The organism is Pedobacter sp. R20-19 (assembly GCF_000708265.2).
In the GTDB taxonomy this organism is placed as follows: domain Bacteria; phylum Bacteroidota; class Bacteroidia; order Sphingobacteriales; family Sphingobacteriaceae; genus Pedobacter.
Window position 1 is genome coordinate 827,954 of record NZ_JCKI01000001.1, and the last position, 23,207, is coordinate 851,160.

Below are 23,207 nucleotides of genomic sequence, written 5' to 3' on the forward strand. Positions count from 1 at the left end.
ATTAAGAATATGAAAGTGTTTATTACGAGTTGCTTTATTTTTGCCAGTGCATTTGTATCTGCCCAGGTTCAGTTCCAAGCAGGAAAGGGAAGCATTGCTGATTTTTTAAGACAGCATACCATCTATCCATCTTTTTCTAGAGCGAATTGTATTCAGGGAACGGTTAATGTGAGCTTTAAATTAAATGAGCAAGGAAAAATTTACTTTTCTAAAATTACTAAAGGTATTTTAACGGATTTGGATGATGAAGCCCTTAGGCTGGTGCGCTTAAGCAGTGGAAAATGGCAAGTGCCTTCAGGCTATGATACTACAACCGCCGTTGTTATTCCGGTAAATTTTAAGCTGGAAGGATACCAGTGCGAAGGAAAATCCAAATCGGCAATGCAAGCAGCCATCAGGGTTTACCAATCAGAAGAAGCATTAACCAATTCCGTGATCAATTTCTATAAAAATATAGATCAGGCAAAGCCCGGACAGGAGGCTCAGTTTATAGCGATTAAAAAGCAATTGGGTATTGATGATGAGTACCTGAACTCAAGGATAGAAACTGGACTCAAAAAAATTAAGCAGGGTGATAATCAAGGTGCCTGTGAGGATTTTTCTTTTGTTAAAAATATGGGAAGCACTCTGGCAGATGTTTATCTTTCGAAATATTGTAAATAAATGAAAAATACGGCCCGCTTTTTTGCCATTCTGGATATCATCAGCATCATTTTATTGGCTAAACAATTCTGGGGAATTATTACGCATATAAATGAAATTCCTGATCAGCTGGTTTCGCAATTAAAAGTATGGTTAACCCTTTTTTTGTTTGTACTGCTTTTTGTTTCAGCAATTGGTTTACTTTTATTCCGGAAATTCGGCTTTATCGCTTATTATGTTCAGTTTCCTTTTCGATTAATCATCTGGATTTTTTCTATTGGTTTTATCACCTATTTACCAGAGTTGCTGAACCTAAGTGAGGTTTGGTTTAATATTCTTTTTCGGGTGTGCTTTATTGCTGAGTTCTTTAGACTGTATTTTACGATTCAGACCCATAGAAGATATTCTTAAAAGCATAATTGAGCGATACAGGGATTTCTAAAGTAGAAGCATAGAAGTATTTCCAGCAGATTACAGAGATCTGGAAGGCTAAAATGTCATTAATTTTAGCACAAATCAGAACAGAGTAGACCGGATTAGGTTTCCCCTATTCCCTACTATCCATTCTCTATTTTCCGTTCATTAGAACCCCTGAAGGCTACAAAATTACCGTTACCGAGGCAGGTAAAATTTTTGCTGTGACTTCGTTTACTTTACCTATATATTCTCCATCTACCTGGAAATGTGCCTTGTGTTTGGAAGATATTTTTACCTGTGAAGTTTGAAAAACTTCTATTTTTTTGGGGTTAAATGGAAGTTTAGTCAGCCAGATTTTTAGAATTTCGAGATAGGAATAATCTTTAACCACAACAATCTCAAATAATTCATCATTCAGTTTTCCGTCTGGGTTTATTTTAAGTCCCGTACCATACATGGTAGCATTGGCGATGGCTACCATTGCAGCAGCTGATTTAATCGTTTCACCCTTAATGTTTAATTCTATTTGCATGCGTTTATGGCTCCATAAGGCATGCCAGGTAGCTTTAGCATAGCCCCACATACCGCGTTCAGGCATGGCATCGAATTTTTTAACCAGATAAGCGTTAAAGCCCAGGTCTGAAAGGTGAATACATAATTCATCATTAAGCTTAACAGCATGAATTTTATGGGGTTCTCCACTTATCACTAAATCAAGAGCTTGTTCTATATCTGTTGGAATACCCAATTCTTTAGCCATTCCGTTTGCAGATCCGGCAGGGATAATTCCTATTGGAATATCGGTATTGAGCAAGCACTCTGCCACCAGTTTTAAGGTTCCGTCTCCACCAACAGCCACCACGCGGTCTGCCTTCTCCTGATCAATTTTTTCTTTAATTTTTTGTAGTGAACAGTCTTTAGAAAGTTCAAATAATTCAAAGTGAACATCCTTCGAAGAAAAATGTGAAGAAATTACTTCCTTTAAATTGAGATCGTGGCTGCCAGAGCCTGGATTTATAATAAATAGTAATTTCATGTGCTTAACCTAGTGGCTTACAACACAAACAACTTTTGTTAAACTCTGTTTTAATATCAATGAATAAATCTGTAAGTGTAAAAGTGTATCATGGTTATGGCCACAAGCATAACCTTGTTGTTTATGGCCATGTATTTAAACGTAAAGCAAAAAGCAAGCAGGTTTACAGCAATAATATTTTTGTAAACATCATACATCTTTTAAAGCTTTTTATATTGAAGCCTTATCCATTGGTAAAGGTGAGATTACATTTCTTTGGACAAACTGTTTATCAGAATACTGAACAGGATGGTTTCTTTAAGTTTGAGTGGGAAGCAGTTGGAGATGTTCAGGCAGGCTGGCATACTGTTCATGTGGAAGCCGTTGACGAGCATAATCAGGTTTTAAATGCTTGCGAGGGAAAGGTGTATGTGCCGCACATTACACAATATGCATTTATCTCAGATGTGGATGATACCGTGATGATTTCTCATTCTGCAACCATTGGCAGGCGGCTTCGGGAGCTTTTTATTAAAAATCCACATACCCGGAAAACATTTCCTGATGCGGCAAGCCACTACCAGCAACTGGCTCTGTCACATACGGAAAAAAATCAGCCTAATCCCTTTTTTTATGTCAGTAGCAGTGAATGGAATTTGTACGACTACCTGGTAGAAACCTTTCGCTATAATCAACTGCCTGATGGCGCTTTCTTGCTTAATACCCTAAAACGATGGAGCGATTTAATTAAAACCGGTAAAACTGGTCATGAAGGGAAATTGTTAAGGGTAATGCGGATTCTTGATGCCTTCCCAAACCAGAAATTTATTTTCTTCGGTGATAACTCACAGCAGGATCCTGAAATTTATACCCAGATTGTAGAAAGGTATCCTAAAAATATTGAAGCTGTTTACATCCGGAATATTAGGCCTGAACGAAAAATAGACACGGAAGCATTAATGCAAAAAATTCAGGCACAACACGTGCATGCCTGTTTGTTTAGAACCAGTAATGAGGCTATCGAGCATTCCAAATCGATTGGCCTTATTCAATAAATTTGAGTGATTTATCTACCGGGCAGTTTTATTTTTCTATGAAAAGGTTTTTAAGAAATTGATTTTCCAAATGGTGTAAATGCCAGGTTCATCAATTTAAAGTGTTGCCTGCCAAAAGGAATACCCACAATGGTGATGCACAATAAGATTCCGAAAAATAAATGAGTTAAGGCAATCCAAAAGCCGCCACATACTAACCAAAGTATATTCATTATGGTTGATAAGCAGCCGGTGTTGGAGGATGTATCGGTTATTTTAACGCCGAAAGGTGCCAGGCCAACAATAGCAAATTTAAAACACTGTATGCCAAATGGAATGCCCACAATGGTTAAGCACAGAATTAAACCTCCAATAATATACTCGAAGAAGATAAAAAGCCCGCCAAAAATAATCCAGATGATATTGCCTAAAAAGTTCATTTTCTATTTTTTTAGTTAAGATTATTTTGCTGTATAAATGTTACATTTTGAATGTTGATTCTGCTTTTTTTATGATTTGATTGTGTTTAATTTAAGGCCACACACAAAAGAAAAAAGGTTATGAAAAAAGTAATGATTTTGGCCACACTGATGGCTGGCTTTGCGCTATCCATTGTTAAAGCACAAACTGTAAATGGAGTTAGGCTAACAGAAATAAAAGCTGATTATATCCAGGTTAAGCAGATAAAACGCACGTTTTCAGATAAGGTTTTTATATCATTAGAATATGGGCAGAATGTACCGTATTTGGTAGATAGCTATATCAAAGATGATAATGGCAATAAAATGGAATTTGATTCTGCATTAGATTTTGTGAATAAATCGAAATCTTATGGTTACGAGCTTTTTCAGGTTTTCACGGAAGGTGAGGATAATCGCGCTGTATATTTATTGAAAAGGAAATAAACCTATAGGCAAAATAGTTATTTATATTATACCATGATAAGGTGAATTCTTAGCCTAATATAGAGGGTTAATTAATCTTTAGTTGGCTGTTCTATTTTCGGTCGGTGAGACACCGACCGATAGGTGAAGATTTGTCATGTTGAGCTTGTCGAAACACCATTAAGATATTTTTTTATTTTATGGTTGGTGTTTTCACCAAAACTGTATGGACAAGCTTTATCCCATTGGAAATCAATTATTTTAATTTCGATCAGTGTTATGCCAACTGATAAGTGAAAAATTAAATAAAATCTAGCGTGTTAAATTTCTTGTTTAAGATATCGCCATTATTTACATCCAGCCACTTGTCTAGAATAGTGCCATAAACCTGCCGAAAGTCCAGCTGATATTTTAAATCGCCATTATCTAAATCGCTTAAGTTAGGTGCCGCATTAAAAATGCCTTGCTTTTTAAGGCGACCTCCAAATACAAACATATTGTTTGCCGTACCATGATCAGTACCACTACTTGCATTCTGTTCTACACGCCGACCAAATTCTGAAAAAGTAACAACCAGTGTATCATCCAGTTTGTTATTGCTTTTAAGATCTTTTATAAAAGCGGCCATCCCTTCGCTATACTGCTTTAATAAATTACCTTGCTGGCCAATTTGATTCACATGAGTGTCGAAACCACTCAGTGAGACATAATATACTCTGGTTTTTAAACCCGAAGAAATGAATTTAGAAACTGTTTTAAGCTGGTTGGCAAAACCGCTTGATGGATAAGTAAATTTAGACTGATAGATCTTCGAAGTATTTTGAATGTAGCTGGCCGATGACTGTGTTTCAATCATGGTTTTATACAAATATCCTAAATTATCTTCATCTAAATGTTCCTGGTCATTTTGCAGTACTGCTTTAAAAAAAGGGTTATTGGTATTACGGAAAAGCGCTGCCGGATCTTTCAGCGCAATTCCTTTTTTTGTTTGTCCTTTCATGGCCAACGATAATGAATCATCTACTTCAATGGCAGTGTAAGGAAATTTGCAAGTCTGGCAGTTACTGTCCAGGTAACGACCAATCCAACCGGTTGATAAGAACTGATTGCTATCACTACCAGTTTGCCAGATATCCATAGAGCGGAAGTGTGAACGATCTGGATTAGGATAACCGACATCATTAATGATAGTCATCCAACCTTGATCATAAATTTCCTGCAGCGCTGCCATATTGGGGTTTAGCCCTTGCATATCGTTCAGTTTGATTACATCCTCTGGCTTAATAGCAATACTTTTTCTTTTTTGATAATAAAGGTCATTTCCAAAAGGGACTACTGTGTTCAGACCATCATTGCCACCTGAAAGTTGAACCACCACCAGATTTTTATAAAGGCTCAGCTCATCAAGTGCCAAAGCCTCAAAGGGTTTCATAAATGCAGGTACAAATAGTGATCCTGCAGCAACAAAACCTGTATTTCTTAAAAAATTTCTTCTGTTCATTTCCTTAGGATTTTAGGTTAAACAAGTTGATATTCTGGCATACTGGTGATCTCCACAGCGGTACTTCTGAGTCCTTTATTATCGCTCACCATTTTAATGATTTTATCGTTTAGCTTGGGTTGTAAAAGAAATGCAGTCAGTTCCAACGGTGATGTTCCTTTGGGAAAAGTGCTCAAAAACTTTGACCAGTCGGCATTGGCATTTACATAGGATTTCGGCTTTGCGTTATTAGCATTGGCTGTTGCATTTTTATTCAAGGCAATAACAGCCTCATCTTCGGGATCAGCTTTGCCACTAAAATCGATTTCGCCATCATTTAAAACCAAAGAGGGGATACGCATCCTCAACATAAGTGATGAGCTGTCAATCCAGTTTTGCCCGCCCGGCCAGCCCGCTACATTAGGAGGGTTGAACAGGTATTGGCCCAAACTACTTTGTAGCTGAATCAGTATTTGTGGTTTGTTGTAAGTAACATAAAACTCACGACTTAAACCTACCAGAAATTCTATTGGTGATTTGATTTTAGTACCTACATTCTCCGCACTATAAAACCATTCAGAAGTGAACATTTTTTTTATTAATGCGGAGATATCATAATTCGCAGCATAAAAATGATCACCCAATTCTTTTACATGTACTTCATTCGGTTGATCATTCACAAAGAATTTATAAACTTTTCGGGCAATAAATTCGGCAGTGTCTGGTTTGGCTAAAATCAAATCAATAATATTTTCGCCGTCGAAATTGCCAGTTTTACCAAAGAATGTCTTGGTGCCATCATCGTGAAGGTTTTGCCTGAAGATGAAAGTTCCGTCTTTATCGTACATCCATCCGGTAAACGATCTGGCCGATTCTTTAATGTCATTTTCAGTATATTTTCCTCTTCCCAATGTGAACAGTTCCATTAACTCGCGAGCAAAGTTTTCATTGGGCTTGCCTTTCCTGTTTTGTTGATTGTTCAGGTATTGCAACATGGCTGGCGATTTTGAAACCTCCATCAATAGCGTTTTAAAATTGCCTAATCCATATGTTCTCTGAATGTTATTAAGCTGTTGTGCATAGAGTGGCTCATTGCTGCGGCATGCAAAATGGCCATGCCAAAAAAGGGTCATCTTTTCTCGCAATGGAGAAGTGGTGTTGATCATTTTATCGATCCAGGCAATGTTCAGGTCTTTACTTACTTCATTTTGCATACGGATAATTTCCTGCCGGATTTTCTTTTCCTCATCGCTCAGGTTTTTCTTGGTATATAAACCTGCCTGCACGAGCATCTGGCGCCTGGATTCTGTATCACTCACCAATGTGATTGGATCATCTTTTGTTTCCTTTAATAATCCGGCAACAATTTTTTCTGTATTTTTTCTACTAAGTTTATGCAGGTCAGCATAAGAAATACCAAACCCCGCTCTATTGTAAAGATGCTTTACCCGGAGAGAATTATCTTTCGCATTCATAATAAACAGTTTAGTTGTAGGACATCATTTATTTGCAGGGGTTTAATCGTTATTTTTTCTTTCTTACTTTTGCGTATGTTTTTTCAATTGCCAGATCATGAAATGATTTTCCCTAATCCCGCCCTGGCTGAAGCTGATGGTTTGCTTGCCATTGGTGGCGATTTAAGTATGGAAAGACTTTTGTTGGCTTATTCTAATGGAATTTTCCCATGGTTTAGTGAAGGTGAACCTATCTTGTGGTACGCACCACATGAACGTTGTGTAATTTATCCTGAACGCATTTTAGTAAGCAAAAGCATGCGTAAAATTATTCGGGATGAGGTATTTGAGATTACACTAAATACAGCATTTGAAGAAGTGATTTTTAACTGTGCCAATACAGCAAGGAAAGGGCAGGATGGAACATGGATTACCAATGAAATGCAGGCTGCATATATCAATCTACATCAGCATGGCTATGCGCATAGTGTGGAAGTATGGCATCATGAGCAATTGGTTGGTGGCTTGTATGGACTAAAAGTAAACCGTGTTTTTTGTGGTGAAAGTATGTTTAGTACTGTAAGTAATGCTTCAAAAGCAGCCTTAATTTATTTAAGTAAGCTAGATCTCGAATTAATTGATTGTCAGTTACCGAATGATCATTTGATGAGTTTGGGAGCTGAAATGATTGAGCGTGAAGTGTATATGAAGATGCTTGAAAAATAGCGTTGTCAACTTTAATAGCAAACTAGCTAGAAAGTTAACAACGCTTATAAGTAGTAATTTTATTTTGAAATCAATTAAAGTTCTCTAATCCAGATATTTCTGAAGCTTATAGCTGGGCTAGGGTCGCCATGATCCTGAAGTTTGATTGATGCGGCACCATGTTTTTTATATTCAGGTGCGCCAATCCATCTGGTTTCTCCCTTTACCACAAAATTATTCTGTAATAATACGCCATTCAAGATAACGGTTACAGTTGCAGGTTTAAGCACTGTGCCATCCTCATTAAATCTAGGTGCGTTCCAGATGATATCATAATATTGCCATTCACCTGGTTTCTTATTAGCATTGGCTAACGGAATACCTTGTTTATACACACTGCCGGTTTGCCCGTTTACATAGGTTTTGTTTTGATAAGAATCCATGATCTGAATCTCATATCCGTTATCACCAGTTCCGGTTGAGGCTAAAAATACACCACTGTTTCCCCTTGCCTGGCTTGTTCCAGTAATGTTAGCCGGAATCCTCCACTCCATATGAAGTTGATAATCGGTAAACTTTTTATTGGTTTCAATATTTCCTGTGCCTTTTTTAACGGTAAAAAAGCCGTCATCTATCGTCCATGCGGCAGGTTTAGATGGATCATTTACAGAATGCCAGGCATCCAGGTTTCTTCCATTAAACAAAACGATCGCATCAGAAGGTGCATCCTGTGGTAAGTGTCCAGGTGTAACAATTTTAGGAACAGGTTCCCAAATTTCTGTTTTAGCCGCTTCTTTTGCCGGATCTGTTTTTTTATCCTGCGCCAATGCCGACATACCAAATAAAGTTGGAATAAAAAGTAGTGCGTATTTGCTCATAATTATAGGTTATCTTTTCTAAAGTTAACCAGTTTATTAAGAAATAGAAATTTCGTATTCAATTTATTACGCCAGGTCATCGGCTAAATAAGTTTCTTTGATTACAATTTCATCAGGAATTAGATCTTCGCGTTGTTCTTGTAAATCCTTAAGCGGGCAATATCCGGTTAAACCTCTATAAAGTAATCCTGCTCCGGCAGCTGCTCCGGTTAATGCAATAACCGGATGTGAAAATACATTGGTTAAGCCTTTAAAAAGCAAATATGTTCCGGCAGCACCAGATAACCAACGTTCTGATCGTGAAATATTTTGAAATAATTCTGGGTATTTCCAGGCTTCTTTTACATTATCAAGTGCTCTATTTAAATTTTCGTTTTCCATGATAGTAGATTTAATATTATTTACTTAACAAACAGAAAATGATACAGTTTTAAAATGATGTTGATAAATTAATTAACTTAATTCAGGATGTCTCTGATATCATCCTTACTTAAAGATTTGAAGAAGCTTTCCTCCGTGGTGATTAACGAATTGGCCAGCGATTTTTTCCGGTTCTGAAGCGCAAGAATTTTTTCTTCCACAGTATCTTTTGCAATAAATTTGTAAATAAAAACCTTCTTATCCTGGCCGATACGGTGTGTTCTGTCAATGGCTTGTTGCTCTACGGCAGGATTCCACCAGGGATCTAAGATAAAAACGTAATCTGCCTGTGTTAGGTTTAAACCCACGCCTCCAGCTTTTATAGAAATGAGGAAAACTTTCAGGTCATTATTTTGCTGAAATTCAGATACAATTTCTCCACGGTTACGCGTAGCTCCATCCAGATAAGCAAATGGTATTTGCTCAGCCTGAAAATGCTTTTTGAAGATATCTAAATGTTTTACAAACTGTGAAAATACCAATACTTTGTGCCCACCTTTAAGTACATTATCCAGCGTGTGAATTACATTTTCAAATTTACCTGAATCAGAAAGGTAAGTTCCGTCAATCATTACCGGGTGATTAGCCAATTGGCGTAAAGCTGTTAATCCCTGTAACAGTTGAACCTGTTTCTGTGCAAAAGTTCCATCATCCATGCTCTGCAATAAATCATTGCGGTAAGCTGATTTTGTTTTTTCATAGTAAGCTGCCTGATCTTCGCTCATGTCGCAATAAATTACCTGCTCGGTTTTGGGTGGTAATTCTGCTGCAACCTGTTCTTTGGTTCTGCGCAATACAAAAGGCTTAATAATGGTTTGAAGCTTACGTGCTTTTTCTTCATCTTTTCTCTTCTCTATAGCCTGTACATATTCTTCATAAAAGAATGCTTGAGTACCCAATAAGCCTGGATTGAGGAAAGTAAGTTGCGACCAAAGATCACCTACTGAATTTTCTACAGGTGTACCACTCAGAATCAATCGGTGCCTGGATTTCAGGCTTCTAACGGACTTAAATGATTTGGAAGCCGGGTTTTTAATGTTCTGACTTTCATCCAGAATAACATAGTTGAAATAAAAATCTTTTAACTCTTCTACATCAACTCTGGTTACACCGTAGGTAGTGATAATAATATCATAATTGGCAAAGATCTCAACATTTTTATTACGATTGCTACCAGTATGGGCATAGATTTTAAGTTTGGGCGTAAATTTTTTAGCCTCAGTTAACCAGTTGTAAATTAATGAAGTAGGCATGATAATCAGAGAAGTGCTTGGCGTGGCCAGTAACTGATCATCCTCTTTTACTTTCTGCAACATGGCCAGTGTTTGGATTGTTTTACCCAAACCCATGTCATCGGCCAGGCAACCGCCGAAATTATATTCACGTAAAAAACTAAACCAATTGTAACCTGCTTTTTGATAATCGCGAAGGCTGCCCTTAAAATGCACAGGCATTTGTGTATCGGCAATATCTTCAAAGTCTGACAGTCGTTGTAATTTGCGCTCTAGCGTTACATTGGCCAAGCTATCTTCTGCTAAATCATTAAGCAAGCCAATATGATGTTTTTTAAGTCGCAATGTTTTGCCTGTTTCTGCAAGGCTGAATAAGCTTCCATATTGCGTAAACCATTTTTCAGGGATGATGGCTACTTCGCCATCGGGTAACAGAAATTCTCTTCTCTTATGAAGAATATGTTGTTTTAGCGAGAGAAAGGGAATCTGATATTTTCCAAACCAAACTACAGCATTGATATCAAACCAATCATTACCTTCTTTAACTTCCAAATCGATTTTGCTGGTGCCGAATACAAAACGTTTCTGGCCGGTAGCCTGCTCAATTTCAAAGCCTAATGACTGTAGCAATTCAATATGTTCATTTACCCAGTTAATTGCGGCATAGCTGGGGTTTTCATCCGTAATGTTTACTTCCAAATTGCTGAAAAGAGCACTTGTCTTTTTTAAGCCTAGTGAAAGCAATAAATTGAATTGTTTCTTTTCCCATTCAGCAGAACGTTTAATGCGGTGGAAAATGTAATTATCGGCTGTTTTCTCTAGTCGAACAGTTACTTTATGTGCATTTTCTACAGAGAAATGGTATTCGCCATATTTAAAGTACAGTTGAATTTGTGAGATTCCCCCATCAACATACAATACTTTAATGACTGGTGTTGCTTCAAATTGCTCTGTTCTAATCTCAAAGCCTTCTGCATACACATGATGCTTTTCGATTAATGGGGCAACAAATTTTTCGAAATAGGTTGCCTCTGTAGATTTTGGGATGGCGATATACCGTTTAGCTAAAAATGGCTGCAGTTTTTTCCCTTCAATATCCTGATCAAAAAAGTATAAAACATCATTTAATAACAACCATGCCGGTTTATTGCTGATGATCTGCGCCTCTTTAAACATAAATTCAATGCGCAGGTTCTGGTATTTTATGGTTGGAAAATATCGTGTTTCAGTTTCATTTCTTCTGAAATGGAATAAAATTGATGCAGGTTCTGACGCAAGTTCTATCTTACGTTCTACTGGCCAGCCATCTTTATCCATGATGTAAAGTTCGTTTTGAATCTTTAACATCTCTAATGCTTCTGCTAATTTTTTTTCAATTTTTGGACGAACGTTTTCGTAAAATTTGTCGTCGAAAATTTTTGCAAAAAATTCCGTAGGCCTGATGAGTTTTTTATAATATTTTTTAATGATTGAATCTTGTTCAATATCATCTAAAGTTTTAATCAGCTTGTAATCAATTTCGGTTAAGCAAGCCTTAAACTCTTCTGCAGTGTGGGTAAAAATCCTTTGATAAGTAAAAGAAAAATCTCCGTTGGGATTTAGCTGAACAATATGAGGTTCAATTAAATAGCCCAGGTATTCATGTTTGCACAGTGAGTACACAATTTTACAAGGTTTTGAGCTATCTACGCGTAACATTGGTTGGTTTAAAAAAAGAATTAAGAGTTAGCATCTTAAAAACTTTAAACTTACAATATTTTTGCTGTTACATCAAAAGATTGTAACAATTTTAGTGAAAATAGTAGGACGTAAATGAGTAACGGATAATAAACAGGCATAAATTATTCTACTTATTTCTTTTGTTTACCAGTAACATGTGGTAATTAAAAAATTATTGGCTAATGATAAGATCATATTTGGCTAACAATCCTGCTAAACCAGACTGAGAGAATCTGGCTTTCTTTATTCTATTTTTATCTGGATCGATCATATAGTGAGTTGCGGTTCTAAAATCTGCTTTTTCCAGATTAGTTCTGTCGAAGGTTGCATGAAGGAAATCGCAGTAGTCAAAACTCGAATTGCTTAAATCACATTCCGTAAAATCCACTTCATGGAGTTGATTGTTTTTAAAAACGGTTTTTTTAAGTTTAAGTTTATAAAAAGAAGAATGGTCTAATTTGCAACTGTCAAAGCTGAAGGCTAAACCAAAATCATTACAGTTTTCGAAACGTAAACCCAGCATTTTACAATCTTTAAAACTTACATCGTTGAAAGATGTTTTTGTGAGCGTAGCCAAGCTTAGGTTGCATGAAATGAATTCACAATCTAAAAACTTAATGCCACTTAAATCTGAATTGGAGAAATCACAATAAAGGAATTTACAGTTTTCATATTCACCTTGACGCAATGCATTTAAGGTGAAATTGGTTTTTTCAAAGATTTGATCGGCTAAATATTCAGACATGGCTTGTATAATTTGGGCAAACGAAGATAAAAATAATTTTTCACTGCCGTTGATATAGACCATTTAAGCTTATATGTTTCTTGTATGCCTTATGTGTTAGAATATATAATTGCTATTGATTTATTACCATATAAGAAATGTAAGGATCATTAAAGCTAATATGTTTCTTATATGCCTTATATGTTAGAATATATAATTGCTATTGATTACATTACCATATAAGAAACTTAAAGACCATTTAAGCTTATATGTTTCTTATATGCCTTATGTGTTAGAATATATAATTGCTATTGATTTATTACCATATAAGAAACGTAAGGATCATTTAAGCTTATATGTTATTTATGCCCTATGTGTTAGAATATATAATTGCTATTGATTCATTACCATATAAGAAACGTAAGGACCATTTAAGCTTATATGTTTCTTATATGCCTTATGTGTTAGAATATATAATTGCTATTGATTTATTACCATATAAGAAACATAAGGATCATTTAAGCTTATATGTTATTTATGCCTTATGTGTTAGAATTATAATTGCTATTGATTTATTACCATATCAAAAACGTAAGGATCATTGTATAAACTTACATGTTATTTATGCCCTATGTGTTTAAATCATGTGTACTTACAAAGTTAAAAAATGAAACAAAAAAAATCCCCCGAATTACTTTGGAGGATTTATATTTGAATAGACTGATTGTCTCGATTTATTTTGTTGCGTACATTACTTCTTTAACCGCTTTAATTACTTTTTCAGCGTTTGGTAAGCTTGCTGCAATTAAAGTTGGAGAATATGGAAGTGGAACATCAGCACAAGTAATTCTTAAAACTGGTGCGTCCAAATAATCAAAAGCTTTTTTCTGTACCATAAAAGCAATCTCACCAGAAAGTGATGCTAAAGGCCATGCTTCTTCTACTACAACTAAGCGATTTGTTTTCTTAACAGACTGGATAATGGTATCATAATCAATCGGACGAACAGTACGTAAATCGATTACCTCAACATTGATTCCTTCTTTAGTTAACTCTTCTACAGCTGGATTAACAACACGGGTTAACATTTTACCGAAAGTTACGATGGTTACATCAGTACCTTCTTTTGTTATGTTTGCCTTGCCAAATTCAATGTAATATTCTTCAGCAGGAACATCACCTTTATCGCCATACATTACCTCAGACTCCATGAAAATAACCGGATCCGGATCAATGATAGCTTGTTTTAATAAACCTTTTGCTTCGTAAGGCGTAGATGGGATAACCACTTTTAAACCCGGTGTATTGGCAAACCAATTTTCAAAGTTTTGTGAGTGTTGTGCACCTAACTGACCAGCGTTACCTGTTGGTCCGCGGAAAACCATTGGACAAGAGAACTGACCACCACTCATTGATAAAATTTTTGCAGCACCGTTGATGATTTGATCAATAGCTACCAATGAGAAGTTAAATGTCATAAACTCTACAATTGGAATAAGGCCAGCAGTTGCGGCACCTGTTGCAATCCCAGCGAAACCTAATTCGGCAATAGGGGTATCGATAATACGTTTTGCACCAAATTCATCAAGCATACCCTGACTTACTTTATATGCACCGTTATATTCTGCTACTTCTTCACCTAATAAAAAAACGCGGTCATCTTTACGCATTTCTTCGCTCATGGCTTCGCGTAGTGCTTCTCTAAATTGGATTTCTCTCATTGTAAATTTTAATAACGGTGGCAAATATAATTATTAATCGCTACCAAACCAAAGGCAATTAGGCCTGTATTTTGTAATAATTATAATGGTGAATAAGGCTCTTTTTATAGTATAACAGCATTCTTTTTGATTAGTGGCAGAAAATTAAAATATAATTTCGGAATGATATCTTTAATGCTTCTATAGTATCTGATATGATGGGTATTTCGAAATATTTATATTGCTTAATTCTCAAATATTAAAACAGTTAATACTTTAAGCTATTGTAATTTAATGATTTGGGTTAATGAGGCCATAAATTTCGCTGTCTAAAAACTTCCCTCTAAAATAATAGTCCTGTCTGAAAAGGGCTTCTTTTATAAAACCATGCTTAAGCAATATTTGCCGGGATGCTTCATTGCCAGTATTAATATTAGCCTTAATGGTATGAAGGTTCATGTTGTTAAAACCAAAATCGATAGTTTTTTTTAATGCTTCAGAGATAATTCCTTGTCTCCAGAAATTGGGATGGAGCATGTAGCCGATTTCAGCCCTGTGGTTAGCATAATCTGTTTGCCAATAACCAACGGTGCCGATCATTTCTGCAGGTTTTTCTTTTAAGGCAATTACCCAGGCTAAGTTATTTCCATTTTCAAAGCCCTCGTTAAATCGTGTGATCACTGTTTTAACTGCATGTACATCTTCAGGTCTTTCTCTGTCGATGTATTTCATTATTCTTTCATCCGTGCGCATAGCATATAAGGCTTCAGCATCAAGAAGATTATGTTCGCGGAGAATTAAACGTTCGGTTTCAAGTACAGGGAATTGAGTAAAGTTCAGGCTGAGCATAGGTAAATTTAGGTATTAAGGTTTTAATCACAAATGTTTATTGTTTCGAAACGTAAAGATGTCCAAGTTGGGTATTATACAATTTGTTTATTGGACAGATTGCTTCGTCGGCTGAAAAAGCCTCCTCGCAAAGACGATTAGACGAGCAGATACTTTAAGCTTTTTGCTTTAGTCTTTCCGCTTTACTTCCCGAACAGCGTTTTGTAAATAGAGTATTTGTAATTGTCTTCTATAGCACTTGCAACAAAATATGGCGCTTCAAACAGTTCAGTTAGTTTTTTTCTAAGTTCAGCTAAAAACTCAGGTTTAATTTCTTCCAGGTATTCTCCAGAAAGCGTTTGTCTTCCTGATTTGAACCAAACCCCATCAACTGCCATGGTTTTTACTACATACAGGTTTGGCTCTACAAAAGTTTTACCCGAAAACTGTTCATAAGCATAAGTATAAAGTAAGGTTTGAACTAACGCTTTGTTGATGTGTTTACCATCCGAATTAAACAGTTCAGTTACATCTTTAAAAGTTAATTTATCACTACCGGTTTTATAATCTACAATTTTAGTCACCCCATCTTTTACATCAACCCGATCTATATAACCAAAAATTTTAACGCTGGCGTCCTTGCCATTTAAAGGGAAATTAATCTCTGCTTCTACCTTTTGTTCTAAACTGATAATATGAAAAGGCGTTTGTGATTCATCCTGATTTACAATAATGTTTACGTAGGCATCAACAATCGACAGGATAACTTTTTGCATGCCTTTATATTCCATCACTTTATCCGGATGATTAAACATTACAGCATTAAAAGCTTTTTCAATAAGTGCAGGTATCTGCTTCCTTTTCTCCTTAATTCGTTCCAAAGTAATTTCAGCCTTCATCAAATCCTGATAAAAGTACTCCATCACTTTGTGTAAAATAGAACCAATTTCGTTCGCCTCTACAACGGCACTCACTTCTTTTGGTTCTTTAATCCTAGCGATGTAGTTGAAGAAAAAATCGATTGGATTGGAAATGTATTGTGTTAAAGCAGATGGCGAAAGTACTTTCTTTTTGTCCAGGTATTTTTGAAGGGTTTCCTGGATAAAAACATTATTGGTTTTTTCGATGCGAACTTCTTTAAAAGGTTCTGTTTTTACATCCAGATTGAGTTCATGATAAGTAAAACCGAATCCGCTTTCATACTCCAGCTGTTTTAAAATTCTGCTCGCTTCGCCTGTTGTACTTTCATCGGTTAAACTATTATAAACAAAGTTGATGTTTTTTGCCCTTTGCATTAAACGGTAAACCATGTAGGATGAGATGGCATCGAGATTTTCTAAAACAGGCAAACCGTATACCCGGCGAATAGAATCAGGAATAAAACTATTGCCGATGGATGATTTCGGAATAATCCCTTCGTTGAAACCTAAAATCACCACCTTATCAAAATTTAAGTTCCGGGTTTCGAGCAAACCCATTAACTGAATGCCGTTTAGCGGATCGCCGGAAAGGGGTACGGCAATAGCTTGTAACGATTTTTGAACCAGATAGATCACGAACTGGATTTCTTCATTGCCAATATGCTTGCCGAAAGTATCATGTAGCCGGTTGAGTTCTTGTATGGTTTTTACAAAAAGTTCAGCATCAATTTTTTTGAGTGTTTTGGCATTTGATAGCCTGGTTAAAATAAAATCAAGTACTTCCAGCAGGTATGGAAACACCTTTTTGGGATGATCAATTTTTTTATAGAACACTTCAAATAATCCGCTTTGCCTCAAAAGCCTTTCATGTGCAATTTCTACCTCGTTTTCTTTCAAAATGGCAGTCAGGATTTTATCACGCATTTTATGGCTCAGGCCCGTAAGCGGATGGGTTAAAAAAGCCTCTACGTTTTTGTAGGAAATCTTTCCGGTATGTGTAATTTCCAGTTGAGATGAAAACCATAAATCTGCCAGGCCAAAAATACTGGATGTAGATAAAGCAAAACCCATGGTTACATTCAGGTCGATATCTTTTCCATGATAAGAAGTCGGGATTGTTTGCAAAGCAGGTAATAACAGGCTTTCATCAGCCAGAACCACTACGGTTGAGCCTATTTCATTGCTTTCAGCATAATCATCCTCCAGTATATTATTCAGGATTTTTGCCTGTGCAGATTGTCCCTGAACTTTAAAAACATTCACCTGATGCTCTTCGGTTTTCATCAGGCTAGGTTTGTTTTCGAATACATTTTTCAGGCCGAGTTGATTCAGGTTTTTCCTTAAAAATAATCCTGCTTCCTGTAAAGGATCATTCACGTAATAATCATCAGCATCGAAATAAAATAATGCTTGATTTGCTTCCTGAAGCTGTGTAAAAATTTTTGCCTCAGCGCTGGTTAAGGCATTGAAACCAACAAAAATGATTTTGCCTTTTTCAAAGTTTACAGGTAAATCTTTAGCATGCTCTTTTTCTTCGGCCAGTTGCCGATAAACATAGCCATTGGTTAAATAATCCTGCGCCTTTAATGAAGCATGAAATTTGTGATAAAGCTTTGGCATCCGGCGCCACATTTTAATAAAAAGCTCTTGTTGCTTCTTGTGCTTGCCTTCGGAATAAGATGTCCAGAATTGAGCCAGAAATTGATATTGTTCAGGGCTGAGGTAATCGAAATCTTTATTGATGACGGAGATATCTTCCAAATCACGATATAGTTTTCCGGCATCAACTAAATCGTTATCTATTTGTGTAAAGTCGCTTAAAATTATCTTTGCTAAAGGGAAAAATTTATGACTGGAAATGGGCTCCAGTTTTTCTTCGGTCAGTAACTGGTTGTAAATTTTATGAAGGGTAAAAAACTGCAGGTAAAAATCGGCAATTTTATATGGTGTTGCAGTAGCAAAAAACTCTTGGATAGTATAAAACGCCGGACTAAAAAAAGGTTTGCCAATAATATCAGCCAGGTATTTCTGCATATAAGCAGATGGACGTTTATTATTGAAAACGATTGCGCAATTTTCCAGTTGATTTCCAAATCTGGTAACTAAATCTTCGGCAACTTCTTGTAAAAATGGTTTCATTTAAGGTCTGAAGAGTTTATTAAAATTGTTATTAATTTATATTGTGTCGTTTTTCTAATGAAGCAAAAACGTTTTGATTATCAGAGTGTTATGTATTTTGTTGTTTTTGTAGTGAAGCAAGATTAGCATAACATAAACTAATATGTCGTTTTTCTAATGAAGCAAAAACAGTCTGTTAATCAGTATTTTATGCTTTTTGTTGTTTTTGTAATGAAGTAAAAATCATCCCCAATACGGGATGTATTCCACAAATTTTGTAGAACTATTATCAGGATCTTTAAGTTTAATTTTGCCTGCTTCTAAAGTATTTTTTATTACTAAAGAGACTTGTGATCTTTGACGTTCGCTCATCTTAAATCTTTCTCTTAACGAAGTATTATTCATACTGCCACTACTAAGGTATTGAATAATGGAATGCTGATAACAAGCTTCTATTCTTTCAACTTCTGATAATTTAGAAAATGATTTTGGGGTATATAAAGTAGCTCTAAAAGCCGTTTCTAACTCTTCAATTTTTAATGGAGGCAATCCATATAATTCTATGCCTGCAATAGTTTTTGTGAAGCCAGAGCCTCTTTCTTCACAAATTTTCAATCTTCTAAACGAAGATGCTAACTTTTCATTTCTACTTAAAGGGGTTGTACCAATAATCCTATCAAGCTTTTTTGACGGAAGAAGCTTTCCTGGGTTCGTTATAGATATTCTATCATCAAATATTTCAATAATAGGCCCTGTCCCTCTAATAGTAAAATCTTGATGTATTAGTGCATTTGCAAATAATTCTCTTAACGCAATTTCGGGAAAAATAGATTGTTCACTTCTAAATGCCGATTTAATAACCTCACTAGAAGGAAGCATTTGCTTTACAAAATTAATGAGACCTTCAAAACCTATTGCATATCCTTTAGATCCAGGAAATTCTCTTTCTGTTTCTGCTTTATTAAGCCCTTTATATTTTATTACCCTGATAGATTTTCTAGACAAACCATCAAAATCGTTAAGATTTACGGCACAAGTTAATGCACCCAAATTTGTTATATAAAATCCATTATTTTCTTCTGTTATTATTCCTTCATCCTTTAACAGATAGATTATTTCGGAGGAAGTTATTGGAATGGGCTTGCTAAGCAAATTAAATAATTCTCGATAATCTAACATAGACAGAACTTGCATCTCGGTCAATAACTTGGTAGAATGTAATTCTTCATAATTCGGTGTCTTACTATTTAAAAGTAAACCACCTACTTCTTGTCTTGATGCTTTTTGTGTACAACCACCTGTTCTTACAAAAGTATCTTCTATTGTTTTGCTTTTTAAATAAACAGGTTTAATAGCACTTTCTTTAATAAATACTATTAATATTTCCTTTTCTTTAAATACTTCTATGCTATGATCTAAACTAACATTAGGCTCCAAGCTATCTCTACCAATAGAACTTAAACGCTCAATAATTAAATTTGCCTGCTGCGGTAAAATCCCCATTACTTCCGCTGTTTTATCATTGATACCAAAAACAATAAAACCACCACCCGGATAATTTGAAAAGGCAGCTATATGTTGGGCAAGTTTGTTTGTATTTGCAGATAAACTTTCTTTCCAGTCTAAATCATTTAGCTCTAATGGAACATTTCCTAAAGTATGATCCAGCAAACCAAATGCCCTATTTATCCAATATTTACTCATATATGATTTAGTCAAATTGACCTTAATTTCAAAGATAATATTTATGTAATCTAAGCAAGTTATACAATTTCAAATTACACTAATTTTAATTTACTGCTAACGGCGTAAAATAAATAGGTTTTTACCTGGCTGTGTCCCATCTCCATGAGCAGATTTTTGTAATTTTCAACCTGTTCAATATGTTTATCGCTTTCAGTAAGCGTAAATTTATAATCCAGAATGATTACTTCATTCTCGTGAAATAAAATACGATCTGGCCGATGAAGTTTGCCTTTTGTATCAATAATGCTTTTTTCCGATATACTTTCGGTTGCCCTGCTTAAAACCGCTTTTAAATCAGGATTTTCCAATACAGCTAAAACTTTTGATTTTAGCTGCTCCTTTTCCTCTTCCTGTATAATACCATCCAAAATCAAGGTGGTAATGTATTTATCTGTTTCTGTTTCATTACTGGCATTGGCCAGAATATCGTGCAATAAAGAACCTTTTCTACCAGATTTTTCGATATTAACCAAATGCCTTAAATGCTTTTCTTCAGAAGGAATGTAAAGTTCAGACAGGCGTGTGGTGGTTGGGTAATGCTTTAAATCAATAAAGTCATTTTCATCAATTTTGCTTTCCGTCGAAATGTAATCTACTATTTCATATACACCGTTTTCATCAAATTCGTGGTCAAAAGTTAAATTGATCACATCACCCATGTTGGATAATTTCAATTCTTTTTTAGCCATCGTAGCGATATAGAGGTAATCTTTCGAGCGTGTGGTAGCCACATAGAGCATATTTAATGCATCCATATTGTTGTATAGCAATTCCTCATAATAGGCTTTTGCTATTGCCGAATCAGCCAGGGCTTCATTATATTTCAGCGGAATGCCCTTAAGTTCTTTATAAACCGTTTCTTCAGATGATACCCAGAAGGTTCCATTTGCTTTTCCTTTAATTTCCCAGTTGCAGAAGGGAACAAAAACCGCTCTGAATGCAAGCCCTTTTGATTTGTGAATCGTGATGATCTGGATAGCATCTGCACCTTCTGGCGATGGAAGCGATTTTTTAACCCCATCTTCTTCCCACCAGGTTAAGAAAGCAATAATTCCTTTTTCGCCTGATTTTCCTGCTGTTGCGGTTAAATCTCTAAAAGCTAAAAGATAGGGCAGGTGAGCAGTAAGCATTTTCAGACCATAGCTTTCTATTAAAATCTCTACCAATTCTGGTAACGGAAGTTGAAGCCAGCTTTGCCAGTTTTCACATAAAGATAAAGGCAATACCGAGGAAAGCTGATTTAGTGTTTTACTGGTGAGGTTAATGTAATGATTGGCATCAGGTGTTTTTCCTTGTAATGAATGGTAAAGTGCTATGCAGTTTGCCTTGTAAAGCGCACTTTGTGCCTCTAGACCGATTAACACTTTTAAGGTATTAATGATAAGCTGTATAGCGGAGTTATTCGAAATTAATAGGGCATCGCCCGATAAAACAGGAAGATGGTGCTCCATCAATTTCCGCACGGTGAGTAAAGCTTCGCTATTAGACCGTACTAAAATGGCAATGTCCTTCAAGGCATAATTCTGCTGATCTTTTAAAATTTTAATTTCATCAATCACGTCATTCAAAGCAATATCCCTAAATACGGTCTCCGTGAAACGGGCCTCATCGGGAGCATGTTCTTTGCCAAATTTTTTGATTTTAATCGTGCCCCCCTTTAAGGTATTGCCTGCAAAATTTTGCGTGGAAGCACTATAAATATCGGTGATGATTTGTGTATAATTTTCGTTGGCCCACCAATTGGCAATACTTTCGGGTTTAGCTGCTAAGTTTGTGTTAAGTTCGTTTTGTAGCGTTAATGGAATTGAGCGATAGATAAAATTATTAAACGTGATGATGTTTTCCGTGCTGCGGTAGTTTTCTGCAAGGCTTTCTTCTAAAACATTTTCTATGCCCACTTCGCGTTTAGCATGTTTATGCAGGATATTCCAGTCGCCGTTTCGCCATCGGTAAATAGACTGTTTGGTGTCGCCAACAATTAAATGATCAGTTAAATCTTCACTTGGTGTGGCCATTGCATTGGTAAGTAAAGATTTAAAACTACCCCATTGGCTGGTTGAGGTATCCTGAAATTCATCAAAGAGAAAGTTGCGATATCGGTTACCTACTTTTTCCCAGATGAAAGATGGGTTTTCTCCGGCATCTTCGGTAATGCCGGAGATTAACTTCTGGGCATCGCTAATTAAAAGATTGTCATTCTCCGCACGATACTCTTTTAGTAACATCGCAATTTCCTGCATCAGCCTTAAATAGTACAGGTTTTTATTGAAGGCAATGGCCAGGCTATAATTAGGTAAGTGTGTTAAATAATGGTTTTTTATTTGCTGAAGAATTGGATTTACCACCTCAAAGGCTTCAGGGAAATTTGCATTTTTCTGAAACCATTCATCTGGTTCGTCTATTAAATTAAAAAGCGATTCCACTTTAGAAAAGTCTCCACGGGCTACCAGGATAATTTTGGCTAAGGCACTTCTCGATTTTCCTTTGAAATGTTCATTTTCTACCCCTAAAACATTAAGGGCCTCATTGGCTTCTGTTGCCAGGCGGATCATCTCTTCTTCAAAATTTTTAATTTCGGCCTTGGTTAGGTTGATGTATTTTTTAAAGAGTTCATCAATGTTTTCCAGCCCCAAGGCGGTAACCGCATCTTCAAAAATCTGGAAGCGTTCGGAGAAAATCTCTCCTATTAAATTATAGAGTTCAAATTTATAATTCCAGCTTTTGTTATCGCTGATGCGTTCAATTGCCAAATCTATAATCCACTGTAAAAGTTGCTGATTGGTGTCCAGGGCTTCATCCAGTTTGTTTACCAGGTCATCTTTTACCTTGTCATAATTCATCTCTAAATTATAATCAGCATTCAGTCCCAACTCAAAGGCAAAGCCACGAATTACCTTTTGCACGAAACCATCAATGGTACTCACTGAAAAACGACTGTAATCATGAAGGATTTTACGGTAGATTTTATCAGCTTTAAACTGAAGTTCCTGTTCGCTTAACTGGGGGTAAGCAACGAGAACCAATTTTCGGTAATCATCTATTTTTTTTGAGGGATTACCCTTTGCCAGCCCAAGTAATACCTCCAGGATTCTGGTTTTCATTTCCTCTGTGGCTTTATTGGTAAAGGTTACCGCTAAAATCTCACGGTATTTATTTTCACCAGAAAAAAGTAAAGTCAGATAGTGCGCCGTTAAACTGAATGTTTTACCAGAACCGGCAGAAGCCTGAAGTATTTTAAGTGGTTTGGGCATAGTGTTTTCTTTAATTTATGCTAATTTTTAATACCCCCGC

General features: G+C 36.0%; 18 protein-coding genes. 5 read left to right on the forward strand and 13 right to left on the reverse strand.

The features are described from left to right. Window positions 1-9: 9 nt before the first annotated feature. Together AN34_RS03675 and AN34_RS03680 are read left to right on the forward strand one after the other, a co-directional pair. On the forward strand, window positions 10-663 hold the full coding sequence (locus tag AN34_RS03675; protein WP_029282417.1) for a TonB family protein: 654 nt from the start codon (window positions 10-12) through the stop codon (window positions 661-663). Further along, window positions 664-1,053: a hypothetical protein gene (locus AN34_RS03680; protein ID WP_029282419.1), complete on the forward strand. Its 390-nt coding sequence runs from the start codon at window positions 664-666 to the stop codon at window positions 1,051-1,053. Window positions 1,054-1,240: 187 nt separating this feature from the next. On the opposite strand, the gene AN34_RS03685 is transcribed toward AN34_RS03680, so the two are convergent. Beyond that, complete coding sequence (locus AN34_RS03685; protein WP_029282421.1) at window positions 1,241-2,095, reverse strand: diacylglycerol kinase family protein; 855 nt, start codon at window positions 2,093-2,095, stop codon at window positions 1,241-1,243. A gap of 59 nt (window positions 2,096-2,154) precedes the next feature. Here AN34_RS03685 and AN34_RS03690 point away from each other — a divergent pair, with 59 nt between their 5' ends. After that, entirely contained in the window at window positions 2,155-3,129 is a 975-nt protein-coding gene (locus AN34_RS03690) for an App1 family protein (RefSeq protein WP_029282423.1), read from the forward strand. A gap of 50 nt (window positions 3,130-3,179) precedes the next feature. Here the strand turns inward: AN34_RS03690 and AN34_RS03695 are convergent, their stop codons facing one another. Continuing rightward, the gene (locus AN34_RS03695) at window positions 3,180-3,548 is read right to left on the reverse strand and encodes a YccF domain-containing protein (RefSeq protein ID WP_029282425.1); all 369 of its coding nucleotides are present in this window, start codon (window positions 3,546-3,548) and stop codon (window positions 3,180-3,182) included. A gap of 120 nt (window positions 3,549-3,668) precedes the next feature. Between AN34_RS03695 and AN34_RS03700 the strand changes: the two genes are divergently transcribed. Beyond that, complete coding sequence (locus tag AN34_RS03700; RefSeq protein WP_029282428.1) at window positions 3,669-4,013, forward strand: hypothetical protein; 345 nt, start codon at window positions 3,669-3,671, stop codon at window positions 4,011-4,013. Window positions 4,014-4,293: 280 nt separating this feature from the next. Here the strand turns inward: AN34_RS03700 and AN34_RS03705 are convergent, their stop codons facing one another. Together AN34_RS03705 and AN34_RS03710 are read right to left on the reverse strand one after the other, a co-directional pair. After that, window positions 4,294-5,493 carry a DUF1501 domain-containing protein gene (locus tag AN34_RS03705; RefSeq protein ID WP_029282430.1) on the reverse strand — a complete coding sequence of 400 codons (1,200 nt, stop codon included), beginning with the start codon at window positions 5,491-5,493 and terminating at the stop codon, window positions 4,294-4,296. 17 nt (window positions 5,494-5,510) lie between these two features. Then, window positions 5,511-6,947, reverse strand: a complete 1,437-nt coding sequence (locus tag AN34_RS03710; protein ID WP_029282432.1) for a DUF1800 family protein — start codon at window positions 6,945-6,947, stop codon at window positions 5,511-5,513. Between the two features lie 75 nt (window positions 6,948-7,022). Here AN34_RS03710 and aat point away from each other — a divergent pair, with 75 nt between their 5' ends. Beyond that, window positions 7,023-7,652: a leucyl/phenylalanyl-tRNA--protein transferase gene (gene aat / locus AN34_RS03715; protein WP_029282434.1), complete on the forward strand. Its 630-nt coding sequence runs from the start codon at window positions 7,023-7,025 to the stop codon at window positions 7,650-7,652. A 74-nt stretch (window positions 7,653-7,726) separates the two neighbouring features. Here aat and AN34_RS03720 read toward each other — a convergent pair whose 3' ends face one another. The 9 genes from AN34_RS03720 to AN34_RS03765 form a co-directional block, all read right to left on the reverse strand. Then, a complete protein-coding gene (locus AN34_RS03720; protein ID WP_029282436.1) occupies window positions 7,727-8,509 on the reverse strand; it encodes a DUF1080 domain-containing protein in 783 nt (260 codons plus the stop codon). Window positions 8,510-8,575: 66 nt separating this feature from the next. Beyond that, window positions 8,576-8,890, reverse strand: coding sequence for a YgaP-like transmembrane domain (locus AN34_RS03725; RefSeq protein ID WP_029282438.1), 315 nt, complete (start codon window positions 8,888-8,890; stop codon window positions 8,576-8,578). A 77-nt stretch (window positions 8,891-8,967) separates the two neighbouring features. Then, window positions 8,968-11,859, reverse strand: coding sequence for a DEAD/DEAH box helicase (locus tag AN34_RS03730; protein WP_029282440.1), 2,892 nt, complete (start codon window positions 11,857-11,859; stop codon window positions 8,968-8,970). Window positions 11,860-12,052: 193 nt separating this feature from the next. Beyond that, window positions 12,053-12,625, reverse strand: a complete 573-nt coding sequence (locus tag AN34_RS03735) for a pentapeptide repeat-containing protein (protein ID WP_029282442.1) — start codon at window positions 12,623-12,625, stop codon at window positions 12,053-12,055. A gap of 713 nt (window positions 12,626-13,338) precedes the next feature. Continuing rightward, window positions 13,339-14,325: a pyruvate dehydrogenase complex E1 component subunit beta gene (locus tag AN34_RS03745; RefSeq protein WP_029282446.1), complete on the reverse strand. Its 987-nt coding sequence runs from the start codon at window positions 14,323-14,325 to the stop codon at window positions 13,339-13,341. A gap of 270 nt (window positions 14,326-14,595) precedes the next feature. After that, window positions 14,596-15,153: a GNAT family N-acetyltransferase gene (locus tag AN34_RS03750; RefSeq protein ID WP_029282448.1), complete on the reverse strand. Its 558-nt coding sequence runs from the start codon at window positions 15,151-15,153 to the stop codon at window positions 14,596-14,598. Between the two features lie 182 nt (window positions 15,154-15,335). Next, the gene (locus AN34_RS03755; RefSeq protein WP_029282450.1) at window positions 15,336-18,191 is read right to left on the reverse strand and encodes a PD-(D/E)XK nuclease family protein; all 2,856 of its coding nucleotides are present in this window, start codon (window positions 18,189-18,191) and stop codon (window positions 15,336-15,338) included. 222 nt (window positions 18,192-18,413) lie between these two features. Then, window positions 18,414-19,874 (reverse strand): ATP-binding protein, encoded by a 1,461-nt coding sequence (locus AN34_RS03760; protein ID WP_029282452.1) that lies wholly within the window; start codon window positions 19,872-19,874, stop codon window positions 18,414-18,416. 74 nt (window positions 19,875-19,948) lie between these two features. Then, a complete protein-coding gene (locus AN34_RS03765; protein ID WP_029282454.1) occupies window positions 19,949-23,167 on the reverse strand; it encodes an exodeoxyribonuclease V subunit beta in 3,219 nt (1,072 codons plus the stop codon). Between the last annotated feature and the right edge of the window lie 40 nt (window positions 23,168-23,207).